This window comes from Arthrobacter sp. sptzw42 (assembly GCF_059089685.1).
On the sequence record NZ_JBNHEX010000003.1, the window covers coordinates 66135 to 81984 of the forward strand.

General features: G+C 62.9%; 14 protein-coding genes. 5 read left to right on the forward strand and 9 right to left on the reverse strand.

Going from position 1 to position 15850, the window contains the following annotated elements; genetic code table 11:
* Nucleotides 1-46: 46 nt before the first annotated feature.
* Genes urtA through urtE form a run of 5 tightly spaced genes read left to right on the forward strand, consistent with a single transcriptional unit; the run spans nucleotide 47 to nucleotide 4870 of the window.
* Entirely contained in the window at nucleotides 47-1312 is a 1266-nt protein-coding gene (gene urtA, locus AC5RT4_RS04360; RefSeq protein WP_494104946.1) for an urea ABC transporter substrate-binding protein, read from the forward strand.
* A 34-nt stretch (nucleotides 1313-1346) separates the two neighbouring features.
* Nucleotides 1347-2231: an urea ABC transporter permease subunit UrtB gene (gene urtB / locus AC5RT4_RS04365; RefSeq protein WP_494104947.1), complete on the forward strand. Its 885-nt coding sequence runs from the start codon at nucleotides 1347-1349 to the stop codon at nucleotides 2229-2231.
* The gene (urtC, locus tag AC5RT4_RS04370; protein ID WP_494104948.1) at nucleotides 2228-3379 is read left to right on the forward strand and encodes an urea ABC transporter permease subunit UrtC; all 1152 of its coding nucleotides are present in this window, start codon (nucleotides 2228-2230) and stop codon (nucleotides 3377-3379) included. Before urtB ends, urtC begins: the two co-directional genes overlap by 4 nt.
* Complete coding sequence (urtD, locus tag AC5RT4_RS04375; RefSeq protein ID WP_494104949.1) at nucleotides 3376-4185, forward strand: urea ABC transporter ATP-binding protein UrtD; 810 nt, start codon at nucleotides 3376-3378, stop codon at nucleotides 4183-4185. The genes urtC and urtD overlap by 4 nt, the downstream gene beginning before the upstream one ends.
* Nucleotides 4178-4870, forward strand: a complete 693-nt coding sequence (gene urtE, locus AC5RT4_RS04380) for an urea ABC transporter ATP-binding subunit UrtE (RefSeq protein ID WP_494042482.1) — start codon at nucleotides 4178-4180, stop codon at nucleotides 4868-4870. The genes urtD and urtE overlap by 8 nt, the downstream gene beginning before the upstream one ends.
* A gap of 983 nt (nucleotides 4871-5853) precedes the next feature.
* Here urtE and AC5RT4_RS04385 read toward each other — a convergent pair.
* The 9 genes from AC5RT4_RS04385 to AC5RT4_RS04425 form a co-directional block, all read right to left on the reverse strand.
* Nucleotides 5854-7356, reverse strand: a complete 1503-nt coding sequence (locus AC5RT4_RS04385; RefSeq protein WP_494104950.1) for a DHA2 family efflux MFS transporter permease subunit — start codon at nucleotides 7354-7356, stop codon at nucleotides 5854-5856.
* A gap of 254 nt (nucleotides 7357-7610) precedes the next feature.
* On the reverse strand, nucleotides 7611-8834 hold the full coding sequence (locus AC5RT4_RS04390) for an MFS transporter (protein WP_494104951.1): 1224 nt from the start codon (nucleotides 8832-8834) through the stop codon (nucleotides 7611-7613).
* An 82-nt stretch (nucleotides 8835-8916) separates the two neighbouring features.
* Complete coding sequence (locus AC5RT4_RS04395) at nucleotides 8917-9678, reverse strand: NADPH-dependent F420 reductase (RefSeq protein WP_494105142.1); 762 nt, start codon at nucleotides 9676-9678, stop codon at nucleotides 8917-8919.
* A gap of 113 nt (nucleotides 9679-9791) precedes the next feature.
* Nucleotides 9792-10325 carry a flavin reductase family protein gene (locus AC5RT4_RS04400; protein WP_494104952.1) on the reverse strand — a complete coding sequence of 178 codons (534 nt, stop codon included), beginning with the start codon at nucleotides 10323-10325 and terminating at the stop codon, nucleotides 9792-9794.
* Nucleotides 10322-11665: an NtaA/DmoA family FMN-dependent monooxygenase gene (locus tag AC5RT4_RS04405; protein ID WP_494104953.1), complete on the reverse strand. Its 1344-nt coding sequence runs from the start codon at nucleotides 11663-11665 to the stop codon at nucleotides 10322-10324. Before AC5RT4_RS04405 ends, AC5RT4_RS04400 begins: the two co-directional genes overlap by 4 nt.
* Nucleotides 11666-11719: 54 nt before the next feature.
* The gene (locus AC5RT4_RS04410; protein ID WP_494104954.1) at nucleotides 11720-12121 is read right to left on the reverse strand and encodes a MerR family transcriptional regulator; all 402 of its coding nucleotides are present in this window, start codon (nucleotides 12119-12121) and stop codon (nucleotides 11720-11722) included.
* A 673-nt stretch (nucleotides 12122-12794) separates the two neighbouring features.
* Nucleotides 12795-14216 (reverse strand): MFS transporter, encoded by a 1422-nt coding sequence (locus AC5RT4_RS04415; protein WP_494104955.1) that lies wholly within the window; start codon nucleotides 14214-14216, stop codon nucleotides 12795-12797.
* A 347-nt stretch (nucleotides 14217-14563) separates the two neighbouring features.
* Nucleotides 14564-15112, reverse strand: a complete 549-nt coding sequence (locus AC5RT4_RS04420) for a P-loop nucleotide/nucleoside kinase family protein (protein WP_494104956.1) — start codon at nucleotides 15110-15112, stop codon at nucleotides 14564-14566.
* A complete protein-coding gene (locus AC5RT4_RS04425; protein WP_493947874.1) occupies nucleotides 15109-15756 on the reverse strand; it encodes a bifunctional 4-hydroxy-2-oxoglutarate aldolase/2-dehydro-3-deoxy-phosphogluconate aldolase in 648 nt (215 codons plus the stop codon). Before AC5RT4_RS04425 ends, AC5RT4_RS04420 begins: the two co-directional genes overlap by 4 nt.
* Nucleotides 15757-15850: the final 94 nt, after the last annotated feature.

The window sequence follows — 15850 nt, forward strand, 5'->3', positions numbered from 1 at the left end:
AGGCGAGCCGCTGCCTTGGCAGCGGCTGAATGAGAAGCAGGTACACATGAGGGTTTCGGTTAACAAACGCGCTTTCCTTCCCCTTACTGCGGCCGCTGTGGCCACGGTGCTGGCAGGTTGTGGCAGCCAGATTGCGGACCCGGCGTCCGGAGGCTCCACCGCCAGCAGCGGCAGTTCCTGTGTGGACACGTCAGGCAACAGCATCAAAGTGGGTTTCATAAACTCCCTGTCCGGCACCATGGCCATCAGCGAGAGCACCGTCTTCGACTCCCTGACCCTGGCCGCGGAGGAAATCAATGCTTCCGGCGGTGTTTTGGGCAAGCAGCTACAGGTGGTCAGTGAGGACGGCGCCAGCGAACCGACCAAGTTTGCCGAGCGTGCCGGAAAACTCATTCAACAGGACTGCACAGCTGCAGTCTTCGGCGGCTGGACCTCGTCAAGCCGCAAAGCCATGCTCCCGGTGTTCGAAGCCAACGATGCCCTTCTGTTTTATCCGGTGCAGTACGAAGGCCTGGAGTCGTCGAAAAACATTTTCTATACCGGCGCCACTACGAACCAGCAAATCATTCCCGCTCTGGATTACCTGGCTGAGCAGGGAACAAAGTCGCTTTTCCTGGTGGGCAGCGACTATGTCTTCCCGCGGACGGCCAACAAGATCATTCGGGCCTACGCCGCTGCCAAGGGCATGGAAATTCTAGGCGAAGAGTACACGCCGCTCGGCTCGACCGAGTTTTCCACCATCGTAAATAAAGTGCGGGACTCCAAAGCCGACGCGGTCTTCAACACTTTAAACGGCGACAGCAATGTGGCCTTCTTCCGTCAGTACAAGAGCGTCGGCCTGGCGGCTGACAGCATGCCCGTTGTCTCGGTTTCCATTGCCGAAGAGGAAGTTCCCGGCGTCGGCCTGGACAACGTTGAAGGACAGTTGACGGCTTGGGACTACTACCAGACCCTTGATACCCCAGCCAACAAGAAGTTCGTCGCAGCGTTCAAGGCGAAGTTCGGTGCCGAGAGGGTGACGAGCGACCCCATGGAGGCTGCCTACACCTCCCTGTATCTCTGGAAGGCCATGGTGGAAAAGGCCGGGTCATTCGACGTGGACAAGGTTCAGGCCGCAGCGGACGGGGTCACCTTTGAGGCGCCCGAAGGCCTGGTGACAGTGGACGGGGAGAACAACCACATCACCAAGACTCCCCGGATTGGCAAGATCAACGCGGAGGGCCTCATTGACACCGTCTGGTCCTCACCGGAAGCCGTTAAACCGGATCCTTTCCTGGCCACCTACGACTGGGCCAAGGATTTGGCCAAGTAACAGCTGCCCACACATCGAAGAAAGGCCTGCTGGAATGGAACTCCTGATAGGGCAGATGTTCGCCGGGCTCAGCCTCGGTTCCGTGCTGCTCCTGGCGGCACTCGGGTTGTCGTTGACTTTTGGTCAAATGGGTGTCATCAACATGGCCCACGGTGAATTTATGATGGCCGGAGCCTATACAGCCTTTGTGGTTCAGCAGGCCATCTCGGATGCCGGGGTTTCACTGCTGGTTTCCATTCCGGTGGGTTTCGTCGTGGGCGGTGTCCTGGGGCTGGTGCTCGAGGCGGTGCTGTTACGCCGCATGTACCACCGGCCCCTGGACACGCTTCTGGTTACTTTTGGGGTAGCGCTCATCCTGCAGCAAGCCGCACGGGACCTCTTCGGCGCACCCAGCGTGGATGTCCGCGCGCCAGCCTGGCTTCAGGGAAACATCGAGTTGCTGGGTGCGCCGATCCCGCTGACCCGGCTCTTTATCCTGGCTCTCTCGCTGGTGTGCCTGGCAGGTTTGGTCCTCCTGCTTAGGGCTACGCCACTGGGGCGCCGCATCCGGGCTGTTGTGCTGAACCGGGACCTGGCAGAAACCAGCGGTGTCTCAACCCGGCGCAGCGACCAACTAACGTTCTTCATCGGTTCCGGCCTGGCCGGTGTAGCCGGTGTCGCTGTCACCCTCATTGGTTCAACCAGTCCCTACCTCGGCACCAACTACATCGTTGATGCCTTCCTGGTGGTGGTGGCCGGTGGCATTGGCCAAATCAAGGGGGCAGTCATCGCCGCATTTTCCCTTGGCGTGCTGCAGTCCATCTTTGAGTACTCGACGACGGCGAGCATCGGCAAGGTCCTGATCCTGATATTGATCGTGGTGTTCCTTCAGCTCCGGCCGCAGGGCATCTTCAGCCTCAAGACGAGGAGCCTGGCATGAGGGGCCTTCTGCGCGGACGGTTGGGTACTGCGGCGGCGTTCGCCGCCGGTGCGGTCCTGCTCCTGGGTGTTGCACCGGTGATTCTTCCAGCGTTCAGCCTGGGACTGCTGGGAAAGTTCCTTTGCTTCGCTATCGTGGCGGTGGGCATTGGCCTGGCGTGGGGGCGCGGCGGCATGCTGACCCTTGGCCAGGGGGTGTTCTTCGGGCTTGGCGCCTACATCATGGCGATGCACATGAAGCTTGCCGACGCGTCACTTTTCGGCGGCTCCGGCGTGCCGGACTTCATGTCCCTTTACGGCAACGGCGAGGTGCCCGGCTGGTGGGAGCCGTTCCGAAGCCCGGCTGTAACTCTGCTTGCGGTGGTGCTGATCCCGGCGCTGGTGGCACTTGTCCTGGGTCTGGCGGTCTTCAAGCGCCGGGTGAAGGGTGCCTACTTCGCAATCCTGAGCCAAGCGCTGGCCGCTGCATTCGCTGTGTTCCTTATTGGTCAACAGGCCACCACTGGCGGCTCGAACGGGCTGAGCGGCTTCCGGTCATTTTTCGGCTATGACCTGCAGGACCCGAGCAACAAGGTGATGTTGTACATGATTGCGGCGTCAGTGTTCCTGCTGTCCATAGCCCTCGCCCGGCAGCTGATGCACAGCAGGCTCGGCGAGCTGCTGGTTGCGGTACGGGACCAGGAGGAACGGGTCCGCTTCCTTGGTTACGATCCGGCAACCATTAAAACCGTCATCTACGTGATTGCCGCTGTCCTGGCAGGCATTGCAGGCGCACTGTTCGTCCCGCTCGTCGGAATCATCTCTCCGGCAGACGTAGGAGTGATCCCTTCCATCGCCTTCCTCATTGGTGTTGCCATCGGCGGCCGTGCCACGTTGCTGGGGCCGGTCCTCGGTGCTGTCGGTGTCGCCGCCGCCCAGTCCGGCCTGTCCTCCACTTTTCCCTCCTTTTGGGTGTATTTCCAAGGCCTGTTGTTTGTCCTGGTGGTCGGGTTCATGCCCGGCGGGCTGGCTTCAGTGCCGGCGCTCGTGGGCAGGCGGCGCAGAATTCGTCCGGCTGTATCGGTGCCCGCGGCACCAACAACGCCAGCGTTTGCGGCACTATCGCCGGAAGCTGAAGAAACAGTTATCCCTGAGGAGGCCCGCAGATGACCACGCCCACCCTGCTCCCGAACGGTGAGCCCCGGGCCGGAGGGCTCCGCCATGGCCGGCCCAAATACCTGGAAGTCCGCGACCTGTCCGTCTCCTTTGACGGATTCCTGGCCGTGGACAACGTCAGCCTCGATGTCATCCAGGGCGACCTGCGGTTCCTGATCGGCCCCAACGGCGCGGGGAAGACAACGGTGATCGACGCGATCACCGGCCTGGTACCTGCCACGGGATCAGTGAACCACACCGGGGTAGAGATCCTCGGACGGAAAGTGCACCAAACCGCACGGCTGGGGGTGGGGCGTACATTCCAGACGGCGAGCGTGTTTGAAAATCTTTCCGTACTCCAGAACCTGGACATCGCGGCCGGCGCCGGCCGCGGTGCGCTTCGGATGCTCCGTCGGCGCAGGACCGTGGATGCGGCGGTGGAAGAGGCGCTTGAAATCATCGGGCTGGAGGGATCGGCCGGAAAACAGGCGGGCATTCTCGCCCACGGACAGAAGCAATGGCTGGAGATCGGCATGCTTCTGGTGCAGAACGCGGACGTCCTCCTGCTGGACGAGCCGATTGCCGGGATGAGCCAGGACGAGCGGTTCGAAACCGGGGAGTTGTTGCGTCGAATAGCGGCCAGCCGTATCACGGTGGTGGTCGAACACGACATGGATTTCGTGCGGGAGTTCGCAACGTCCGTCACCGTGCTTGCAGCGGGCAAGGTCCTCAGCGAGGGAAGTGTTGCCCAGGTGCAGGCAGATCAAAAAGTGCAGGATGTCTACCTTGGATCCTCGCGAGTGGAGGCCACTGATGCTTGAAGTTGAAAATCTGGAGACCGGTTATGGACGTACCCAAGTCATCTCCAACGTCAGCCTGAGCGTCCCGGACGGAGCCGTTGTCTCTGTCCTGGGGCACAACGGCGCTGGCAAGACAACGCTGCTGCGCGCCGTCGTCGGGCTTCTCAAGCCGACCGCGGGACGCATCACCCTTGACGGGGAAGACATCTCGGCTCTACGCCCGCACCGCAGGGTAGACCGGGGAATGGCCTACGTGCCGCAGGGCCAGCAGTCATTCGGGCAGCTGTCCGTCATGGAGAACCTGCAGCTCGTAGCGGACGGGCGGAGGAACGGCCCCGAACGGGTGGCGGAAGCCTTGCACATGTTCCCGGCGCTCCAGACATTACTGGAACGCCGGGCAGGGCTGCTTTCGGGCGGCCAGCGGCAGCAGCTCGCCATCGCCCGGGCGCTCATCACAGACCCCCGCCTACTGATCCTTGACGAACCCACCGAGGGAATCCAGCCAAACATCGTCACCGAAATAGAAGCGACCATCGTCGAGTTGTCCCAGCGGAAAGGCATGAGCATCCTCCTTGTGGAGCAACACATCGGCTTTGCCCTGCAGGCCGCGGACAGCTACTACGTCTTGTCGGCGGGAAGGGTCTCCTCTTCAGGTCCCGGCGGTGCCGGTTCGGCCGGTACGGTTCGGGAGGCCATGCTCATCTGAGCCGCGGAGGATGCCGGTGCTGATGTCCTCATCTTCCGCCTGCACCACGCCAACGATGACAACAACCGGTGGAGTGACAAGGGCAAGAAGCTTGCCCGCTGGGACCGGCGTCAGTATGCCGGTCTGTCCGCCGCCACCCCTGGGGTGGGGTAACGGCGGCCGCGACCCGGGAGCCTCACCGCCGGAGGGCATGCGGGGCTCGCGTTTCCGAGGGCTTCCAGCGGAGCACTTGGGATACCGAAAATGCCAGAGGCCTTCGACCGCCGAACTTGAACCCGTAAACCAGAATATTTGGCGCAGCCGAAGGAGATGCATGCACGCACGGCGCCGTCCCTTTGGATGCAGACGGTGCGGAACCGGTTCTGGTGCTCCATTCAAAAGAGGCCAGGACGCCGGCGGGGCGGCATGGCGGGTTGCGCCCAGCGCGGCTGACATCCTGCCCGTGCTCTTTCGCTGCCTGCAGGACGCCCGGCATGAGACGAACGGGTTGCATTGTAGACGGGATGCTCTTCAACATCCTGTTGGTCCGGGAGGTACTCTGGCCCACCCCATCCGAAGTGTCAGGTTGGACTTTATGAGTTTCTTGAGTGCGTGTCAGAAAAGCGGCAATTACGCTTCAGTCTGACAACTTGTCGGCTGCCACCTGACGTCAGGTTGGGGTGTGGCCGAACCTGAACAAGCTCCTGGCCCATGTGCTAGTCCTTTATGAGGTCGTAGGTCACAAGCTTTCAAAGGGAGCATGAATTTGTCGTTGAGCTGTAGCGACCACTTAGCCCGTTTTGCTAACTCAGCGGCCCTCCAGAGGGGGTTCGCTTTGGGCGCTTGCGTGCCTTACGGACCCGGTTGTCGTCCTGCGGATGACCGGATGGGGGTGTTCTGATGATGGTGGCAGGTTGCCGGTTTCCTTCTATGCATCCATTGCCAGTCAATCTCGCCACTGCCAGACGCGACCGATAGCCGACAGGTCAGGTCCTGCTGGCCGTTCAGTCTTCGTCCGCGTTGCGCGTGTGTCGCGGAAGGAATGCCGCGGTCACGAGGGCGACGACTGCGATAACAGTGCCGACTGTGAATGCAGCGCGTGCACCATTTGCGATGGAGGTAGCGTCGGTGCCGTCGGCGTTCGAGCTGAGAACCGCGATGAGTACTGCCAAACCGGCCGCGCCGCCGAGCTGCTGGATAGTGTTGAGCGCGGCGCTGCCGTGCGGAGCGAGAGCACTAGGAAGCGATCCCAGCGACATGGTGAAGAGAGCGACCCAGGCGAACGCTTGGCCGGCGCAGACGAACATGTAGGTTGCCAGGACCACCCACATCGAGGTGTTCTCGGTGAAGGCCGTCATGAACCACCAGCCGGCACTGACAACGATGGCTCCCGGGATAGCAAGCCCCCGGGCTCCGATGCGGTCGTAGTAGCGGCCGACGAGGAGGGACACGATCCCAATCGTCGCGCCGCCGGGCACCATGAGCAGCCCGGTCTCCAATGAACCGAGTCCGAGGGATTCCTGCAGGATGAGGGGGAGCAGGGTGGCGAGACTGAAGGCGCCCATCACCAGGAACGAAAAGACGATAACGGGTCGTGCGAACCCGGCATGCATGAAGATCCGCATGTCCAGAACGGCCGCGTCACGGCGCTGCAATCGGAGCTGACGCAACACGAATGCTGCGATTCCCGCCACGCCCAGCGGGATCGCGATCCAGAACGCTGTTGAGAAGTGACCGCCGCTGGATTCGCCGGCACTCGCTAGTCCGTACACCAACGCGCCGAATCCGATCGCGGAGAGCACCAGCGACAACGTGTCGAATCCGATTCGCCGCGGCGTAGTGAGGTTCGGCATCTTGATTGCCCCGATGAGGAGGCCGAGGACCGACAGAGGCAAGATGATGATGAACAGCCACCGCCAGGTCAGCTGCGACATCACGAGGCCGGAGAAGGCGGGACCGAGGGCGGGTGCGACGGCAGACACCGCCGTGACTAACGCCATCATCTGTCCACGACGAGACGGCGCAACGAGACCCATCGACGTCGTCATCAGCAGCGGGACCAACACCGCCGTACCGAGGGCCTGCACAATCCGGCCGGTGAGCAGCAGCGCGAAGCCGGGGGCAACTGCCGCGATCAGGGTGCCGAGGGTGAACAGACCGACGCTGACAATGAAGATTGTCCGGAGCTGGAACCGCTGCATGATGTACCCGGTGGTCGGGATGATCACCGCGAGGGTGAGGGCGTAGCCGGTGGTGAGCCACTGCCCGGTCGTAGCCGTGATGTTCAGGTCGTCCATGATCTGTGGCAGCGCCACCCCGACCACCATCTCGGACAGGAACGCCACGAACGCCGAGAAGACCAGGACGGAGATCGTCAGGACCTCTCCCGGAGACAATCGTTTCGTTGGTGCCGAGTTGGTCGTGTTCGGGCCGGTAACCGCTCCCTGGGGATCGGCGATGATGCCGGCCGGCCCTGTTGCAGGGGCGAGATGCGTGTCACTACTCATAAGCTGTTGACTCCAAGGTGCTCGTAGGATTCATCGGTTCGGGTCGGAATCCACAGGATTACCGACTGGACAAAGCACCGCTCCATCGGAGAGCTTGTCGGTATTTCAGTCTCCACATTCACACTAATGTGAAGGTCAAACCGGCTCAGCGCCAACCTTTCGTTGGGTCGTCGTCTTGGCGGGAAATCTCCGGTGCCTGGTGTGCGGCGGGGCGTAACCAGCGGAGAGAAGTTCGGTCGGCCAGTCATCCTGTTTTAGGCGAGCGTTTGGGGTTTGACTGCCACCAGGATCAGGCCGCCGAGCACGGAGGCGAGGCCGCCGAGGACCAGGGCGGTCTGTACGCCGGCACCGTCGACGAGGAGCCCACCGATGAACGCGCCGAGGGCAATCGCGACCTGGAACACACCGGTTTGGAGTCCGCCGATACTTTCCAGGCGGCTCGGTTCGGCTCGCGCAAGCCAGGTCGAGATAACCGTGGGCAGAGCACCGAAACCGGCCCCCCAGAGCGCGGCTGCGACGAAGAGCAGCACGGTGCTGCTGCCCATGTACACGAAGGCGATCATCGCGAGACCAAGGACGAGCGGGAAGATCAGAGTCGCGATGCGCAGCGTGCGGTCGGCGAGAGGTCCGGCGATCAGATTGCCGCCCACAATGCCCAGGCCGTACACCAGGAGCAGGACAGCGAGCTGCTCGGGATCGAGTCCGCCGACCTCGGTCGCTGCAGGACGGATGTAGGTGAAGCCGGCGAAGTGACCGGCGCCCATCAGGGCCATGGTGAACAGGCAGAGCAGGACCATGCGGGAGCGCAGTGTCTGTACCAGGGGCCGGAATCCGCTTGAGGGACCGGTCACCATCGAAGGCAGGGCGAAGAATTGGATGACCATGGCGATGATGCCGACGCCCGCGGCCAGAGCGAACACTGCACGCCAACCCCAGATCTCACCGAGCAGCGTGCCGAGCGGGACGGCGGCGACGGTAGCCAGGGTCACGCCCACGTTCACGATCGTCAAACCCAGACCGAGCTTTGATGCAGGCACCAGGCGCGCTGTGATGGAGATCGCCAGCGCCCAAAACCCGCCGATCGCGATGCCGAGCAGGACGCGGGCGGCCAGAAGGATCGGGTAGGTCGGCGCGATCGCCACCAGCACATCGGATACGACTGCAAGCGCCGAAAGAATGATCATCAGGTGCCGGCGGTCCATACGCGAGAGCACGACAGGGATGGTGATGCCGGAAATGGCTGCGACGATGGCTGTGATGGCGACGGACTGACCGGCCACGCCCTCTGTCACTCCCAGATCCGCGGCAACCCTGGAAAGAAGACTTGCCGGCAGGAATTCGGCCATCACGAGGGCGAATACACCCACGCTCAGCGAGGCCACCCCCGCCCACGAGGGTTTCTGCGTCGGGCCTGCACTGTCGGACCGTGATCCGTTACCGCCGGTCTCTTGTGTTGCTGTTGCTTCGTGAGAAGTCATTCGGGATTCATCCTGGCTTGCGTGTGAGCGCGCATCAGTAGGTGCGCGTTGGTACGTGGGGGGGAGTTGTGGGGACGTAGCGTCAGCTGTAGCAGGCACGGTTGATGGCGACGAGGAACTTGCCGTCCGGTTTACCGCCGGCATTGATGTACCCGCCGATGGCGTCCATGGCCAGATCCCGGCGCTGGGGGACGCGCTCCTTCTGGGCGGCTGCCAGGAAGGCTGGCATCTCCTCGCGTCTACGATCCGTGCAGTAGACGGGGGCGCCGGGCTGCTGGCGCCAGGACTCGGCGAGGACTCCGGCGTCGACAGCATCGAAGCCGGTCTGTTCGACCAGTGACATCGCGAGCTTCCGGTGGTCGTCACGGTCGGCTGCCACCGGGATTGCCACCCGGCCTGCCGTGCCGGCCTCAACGGCCTTCGCGTCGAACGACTGGGATGTGATGGCATTCCAGGCTTTGGTCACGGGGCGGCCGAACAGCTCGGACAACCAGATGCTTTCGGGTTGCCCCTCAACGAAGGCGGGGACGATGCCGTCGCGGGCCGGGTAGTAGTTGGACGTGTCGATGACGGCGGCGGCCTCGGGTGCGCGCCGGACGTGGGCGGCGATGTCCTCGTTGCGGTTCATCGGGACCGAGACGATGAGGACGTCGACGTCAGTGGCCGCTTCGGAAGCTGTGACGGCTCGCGCGCCAGTCCTCAGGGCCGAGGCCGAGATGGTCTCGGGCCCGCGGGAATTCGCGACCATTACGTCGTGCCCATGGCGGCTGAGGCGCCGGGCGATGGTCGAGCCGATCGAGCCCGCGCCGATGATACCGATCTTCATGTGTCTCCCTAGTGCAATGTCTGTCCTCTCATCATCAACATTGCCACTAGTGTGAAGGTCAAATCGGAGGTGTCATATACCGGACGAGGACGAAGGTAAGCGACCCACCGATACAACGACCTACACACGCATCAGGCAGGGTCGAGCTCGCGGAGGGCCCGGTATTGGCCTTGGAAGTACACCAGGGGATCAGGGTGTTCTTTAGGAGATGTTCCTAGTTCGATAACGCGTCCGAGCACGATGAGATGGTCGCCGGCGTCGTGCTCGGCCCAGATTGTGCAGTCGAGCCAGGCCAGGCTTTCATCCAGGACCGGGTTGCCCTGTGTTGTGGGGCTCCATCGGATGTTGGCCCATTTGTCCGTGCCTCGTCGGGCGAACTGGTTGGATACTGCTTCCTGGTCGCGCGAGAGGATGTTGACCGTGAAGGTTCCGGCGTCGCGGATCCTCGGGTAGGTGGTGGAGGTTTTCATGACGCTGAAGGACACGACCGGCGGGTCGACGGGGACACTGTAGAACGACTGGCAGGTGAACCCGATCGGCCCCTGGTCATCGTGACTGGTGATGATCGTGATGCCCGACGCGTAACGTCCCACGGTGCCACGGAAGAGACCCTGGTCAATGATGTGGCTCTGATTGTGGCTGGGGTTGTCGGTGGTTGTCGTCATTCGGCGTTATCCGCGAGTCGAGTGTCCAGGCCGTACTGGGCGGGGGCGCCGAGGTGATCACGGAGGGTGGTGCCTTCGTAGTCGTCGTGGAAGAGACCGCGCTCCTGCAGCAGGGGAACAACCTGGTCGACGAAGGTGTCGATACCGTCCTCGTAGACGTCGATGGACACCCAGAAGCCGTCGCAGGCGCCTGCCTCGAACCATTCCTGCATGTGGTCCGCGGTGACGGATGCCGGACCGACGGGGGTGGGGTGGTAGTCGATGACCCCGTGGGCGAGGATATCGCGGAGGGTCCATCCTTCGCGGGCGACCTCCAGTGCCCGTGGGGAGCGGGGATCGAAAGGGCTGGGTCGGGCTGCTGCCAGCTGGGCGGGCCTGAGTGGCTCGTCGATCTGGCTCGCATCGAGAGTCAGTCCCAGCATGGAGCCGAGATAGGGGACGAGGGCGGGGGCGGCTTGGTCGCCGAGGGCTACGCGGCGGTCCAGTGCCGCGCGTTTGGTGGCGGCGATGGCTGGCATCACTCCGGCGATGAATTTCACCTCGTCAGGGTTGCGTCCGGCCCTGCGCGCTGCATCCCGGACGGCTTCGCGCTGGGCGCGCGCGTCCTCGATGGTGAATACTGCGCCGATGACGGCGCTGGCGTACCGACCGGCGATCTCGAGGCCGTTCGCGCCTCCGCCGGCTGAGAAGACCACAGGTTGGCCCTGCTCCGACGGCGGTATGGGCAGCGGACCGCGAGACGCGACATATTTGCCCTGCAGGTTGATGGCCTCGATCTTCTCCGGATCGATGAACCGGGCGTTCGTCGTGTCCCTGATCCAGGCATTCTGCTGCCAGCTACCCCAGAGAGCTTGTGTGATCTGGATGGTCTCGTGCGCCCGCTGGTAACGCTGCGGCCGGGGCGCGATCTCCTGCCCGAAGTTCGCGGCGGACGCAGGGTCGCTGGTCGTCACAGCGTTCCACCCGGTCCGGCCATGACTCATCACATCCAGGGCCTTGAACTGGCGAGCGAGGTTGTAGGGCTCGTTGAAGGTCGTCGAGCCGGTCGCTACCAGACCGATGCGCTCGGTCGCGCGGGCTATGGCTGCCAGGGTCAGCATGGGTTCCAGGGTGAGCATCGGCGCCTCCTGCACGCCATCTGCTTCATAGGCCAGGAAGTCAGGCAGGAACAGGAACGCGAACTTGCCCCGTTCGGCGGCCTGGGCGTAGCGCACCTGCGCGTCGAAATCGGCGTAATTGGCCGGGTCCACGCCCGCGGCGCGCCAGGCCGACCCGTGGGCGCCGTACCCATTACCGAGCTGCAGGCCGAGGATTAGTTTTGAAGAGGAGGAGGAGGTCATCTACCCATCGTGCAACCTTCTCACTAGTGGGAAGGTCAAATCGTGCGCCCGCTGCTACGCCGGCTGGCGTTCGGTGACGATGCTGCTCTTGCTGCCGGCGGCGGCCTCCAGGGCCTGGACGTAGCGGGTGATGGCATCCCGGTTCTGCGAAAGGACGTCGATCTTGTGCGTCATCCGGTCCCGCTCCTGCCGCAGAATTTCCAGGAGTTCCGGGTCAGCGTCGTCGACGACGACGGTCTGCGGCTGGTTCAGGCACGGCAGGATGTTGCCGATGATCCTGGTCGGGATACCCGAGTCGATGAGCCCGCGGATTTTCGCCACGCGGTCAACAAGGTATTCGTCATACTCCCGGTAACCGTTGTCGAGGCGGCGCGGTGTCACCAGGCCCTGATCCTCGTAGTAACGGAGCATCCGAGCCGGCACTCCGGACCTTTGTTCCAATTCACCTATACGCATGCCCGCTCCTTCGATCGTGACCAGATCTGCACCAACCTTCACACTAGTGGAAGGCTAACAGGGTGAGCTACCCGGATCGGAGTCGGAAGCAGTATCTGCGTCCAGCGATGAGCCTTTACAGCTAACCGCGTATTCGAGTGATTCCAGCGGTGGTACCGAGTTGTCCGCGGACCCGCTGGTAGATTTCGCCGAACGTCGTCTGGTGACCGGCGTCGGTAAGTTCGGCCCATCTATCCGTCGAAGGCGGCGCGGACTGCTATCCCAGCGAATTCGGTCACGAGGCGTGCTTCCTCGGGCTCACCTCGCCCTCAAAAGCGTTTCCGTCAACCCGGCGAGGCTCGGACAAGCTGCGCTCGGCGACCCTGTTCCGTCCACAGTTGGGGGCAATTCGGGTTATCCACAGCTGGATATTGGGAGCCCCTGGATTAGCTCCCAGAGCAGCAGTAGCGGTGGATAACCCATCAGAATCGTCCCTGACTGTGGGCGGCGTCGGACCTTAAAGCCTCGCAGTGGACCACTTTACGTTCCTATTTCTGGGGCCCGAGCCTATGCTCTTGTGCGAGGTTGGGGTGTGCTTCATCTTGGAGTCGGCCACGGCCGGGAAGGGGAAAGCCCTCGACCGGAGCGGGTCGAGGGCTTTCCTCATGTGCAGTGTTGCGGAGGAGATGTAGGTCTACGGCTTGGAATTCTTCGTCTGGGTCCCGCCGCGTGGAGCATCGAAGAGCAGGTGCTCTCCTTCCAGCACTTCGGGGTCTGCCGGTGCGACGGTGGCACGCGGGCCCTTGCTGCCGGTCTCGGGGAGCGTGAAGTAGACGATGAGGGAGAGGGTGACAATGGCGATCATGTAGTACGCAACGAACATGGGCTGTCCGGCGCCGACGAATGCAGCGGCGATAAGTGGTGCGGTGCCACCGAAGACGGCGATGACGATCTGGTGCGCGAAACCGATGCCTGCTACCCGGACTGAGGCCGGAAAGAGCTCTGCCTGGATTGTCGGGTAAACGGCCTGCCAAATACCGAGAACTACCCACCCGGATGCCGAAACCAGAACGTATACCCAGAAGCCTGGCTGGTTCAGCAGCAGGAGCAGTGGGTAGAAGAGTACGATCATGCCGATGGCGCCGATGATGGGGAAGATCTTGCGGCGGCCGAGGCGGTCCGAAAGGTATCCACAGACCGGCACGATGACCACGAGCAAGGCCAGCCCGATAACGCTCCCGGCCAGGGTGGAGGACAGGTCCCGGCCCGTGGTCAGCTTGGCGTAGGTGGGGAGGAACGTGGCCCAGGTGTAGTAGGCCACGGCCGGGGCAGAGAGTGCCGCTGCCTGGAGCAGGGCCTTCGGGTGTTCGCGGAGCAGGTCCTTCAGGCGCGCCCAGGCGGACTTTTGATCGACGAGGGCAGCTGCCTCAAACTCAGGGGTCTCATCCGAGCGGGCCCGCAGGATGAGACCGGCGACGCCGAGGGCGCCGCCCACAACGAAGGGGATGCGCCACCCCCAGGCTGCGAGTTCGGCGGGAGCAAAGGATGATGTCACGATTGCGGCCGAACCGGTCGCGGCGAGGGTCGCGAGGCCGCTTGCCATGTTGGAGAACGAGCCGAACAGGCCTCTCCGGTTCGCGGGAGCGTGTTCGACCATGAACGCGATGGCGCTCTGCTGCTCGGTGCCGGCCGAGATTCCCTGGAGGATGCGTGCAACCAGAAAGAGAACAGGTGCTGCGTAGCCGATCGTCGCGAATGAAGGGGTGAGGCCGATGATCAGAGAGCCGAGCGCCATCCCGGAGATGGACAGCGTAAGGATGAGCCGGCGGCCGTAGCGGTCGGCCAGCGGCGAAATGATAATTCCGCTGAGCGGGCGTACAACGAAACCGACCGCGTAGGTGAGCAGCGCTGCGACAAGGGACGCGAACGGGTTCTCGCTTGGGAATATCTGTCCCGCGAACACCGCTGCCAGCAACCCGTAGATGTACCAGTCGTACCACTCCACAAAGTGGCCGATCGTGCCTGCCACCATGTTGACGGAGCGCCGGGGCGGCTCCGGCACTTCCGGAAATTCAGAAGGGCCCGAGCTGTCGAGCGCATCTTTTGAGGTCTTCATTGAACTCTCCATACTTTCACGTTTGCTGAGGAGGGGTTAGGGATTGAACCAGAGGCAATCAGTCCTCCGGCTTTTCACCGGTGCCAATAAGATCGATTGCTGAGATCGGTTGCAGAGATCGGTTGCAACAAACACTACGGGCGACAAACAAGGCTTGTCAACGTTTTTTGTGAGCCACGTCGCAGCTTCTGGCTTTGCCGTCTCTAAGGGAGGGCACACGCTTTGTCCTCGGGAGGCAGACGCGCGGCCTCGGCCGGATTAGGAGTGGTGTGGCCCGTTCATGCTGCGGGCTGCAAGAGCGGCTGGCGTAGAACTGGCCGAACCGGGCCGGTCTGCTGGTTCAGCCATCACCCCTCCGCCGGAAGGGGTGTCTCGTTGTTGTAGTCCACGAACCGGGCTCCCGACCACGCGCATTCCAAGCTCCCGTAGACGGACCAGTATTCCTCCCAGTGGGAAAGTTTCCACTGGTCCCGTTCCAGGCCGCGGCGGGCAATCCGGTCCCGCAGAAGGTCCTGGGGGACGCTCACCCGCACTACCGTGGTCACAGACGGTGGCCAGTTGAACTTTTCTGCCGCACGCGTCAGGAAGTCCGGTTCGTCGAAGTAGGCTCCGAAAGGGGCATCGAGCACGACGGACCGGTCCAGGCGCAGGTTGGCCCCGGCCACGTCCATGAGTGTTTCGTACTCGAGGGGCAGGAGGTTGTCGCGATAGTAGTCGTTGGACTCCCGGTCGGTGGGGTCGTGTCCGGTCGCCTTCAGCGCGAACTCGACGAAGCGTCCGCATACCCGGTCCTTGTCCAGGTATGCCGCGTTATGTTCTTTTGCTGTTTTTTGCGCGACCGTCGTTTTCCCTGAGCCGGCCGGGCCAATAACAATATAGACGCTGGGGACTGTCATCGGCGGGCCTCTGCCACTGCTGACAGGAACTCCTCGGCGGCTTTGGTGACGCGGGTAAAGTCGCCATCGGGCTGCCATGCTTTGGTCACGTAGCTGCCGACGCCGACACCTGCCACGCCCGCCGCGAACCATTCGCCTACGTTCTCTACGGTTACCCCGCCTGCCGGCATGATAGGCAGATGGGCAAGCGGGGCGAGCACGGACTTGGCATAGGGGATGCCGCCAGCCTCGGTGGGGAAGAGCTTGAGGATGTCAGCGCCCGCCTCGGCGGAGTTAACAAGCTCAGTCGGCGTGTAGGCCCCGCTGATGGTGGGTATCTGGTACCGGTTTGCTGTCCGGATCATTGCCGGGTTCAGCTGGGGACTGACGAGGAACTCAGCCCCGGCGCGGATGCACTCGTAGGCCGAGTGCTCGTCCAGCACCGTTCCAGCTCCGATCGCTACGCCATTCGAGCTATGCCTAACCGAAAGCCGGCGGATTACATCGACGGCTCCAGGGATCGAGAGCGTGATTTCAAGGGCACGGAAGCCTCCGGCGATGGCAGCTTCGGCAACACGTTCTGCGACCTCAGCGTTCTCGAGGCGGACGATGAGGACGGCGCCTGATGCGTCGATGGTCTGCAGGGTGCGAAGTTTCTTGTACATGGCTGGCCTTTCTCGGGGCCCAGGCGGGACGATGCTCCTTGTTACCTGGGCCACTGTTGAAGTGTCGTTGACAAACTCTCCCACCATCCATACT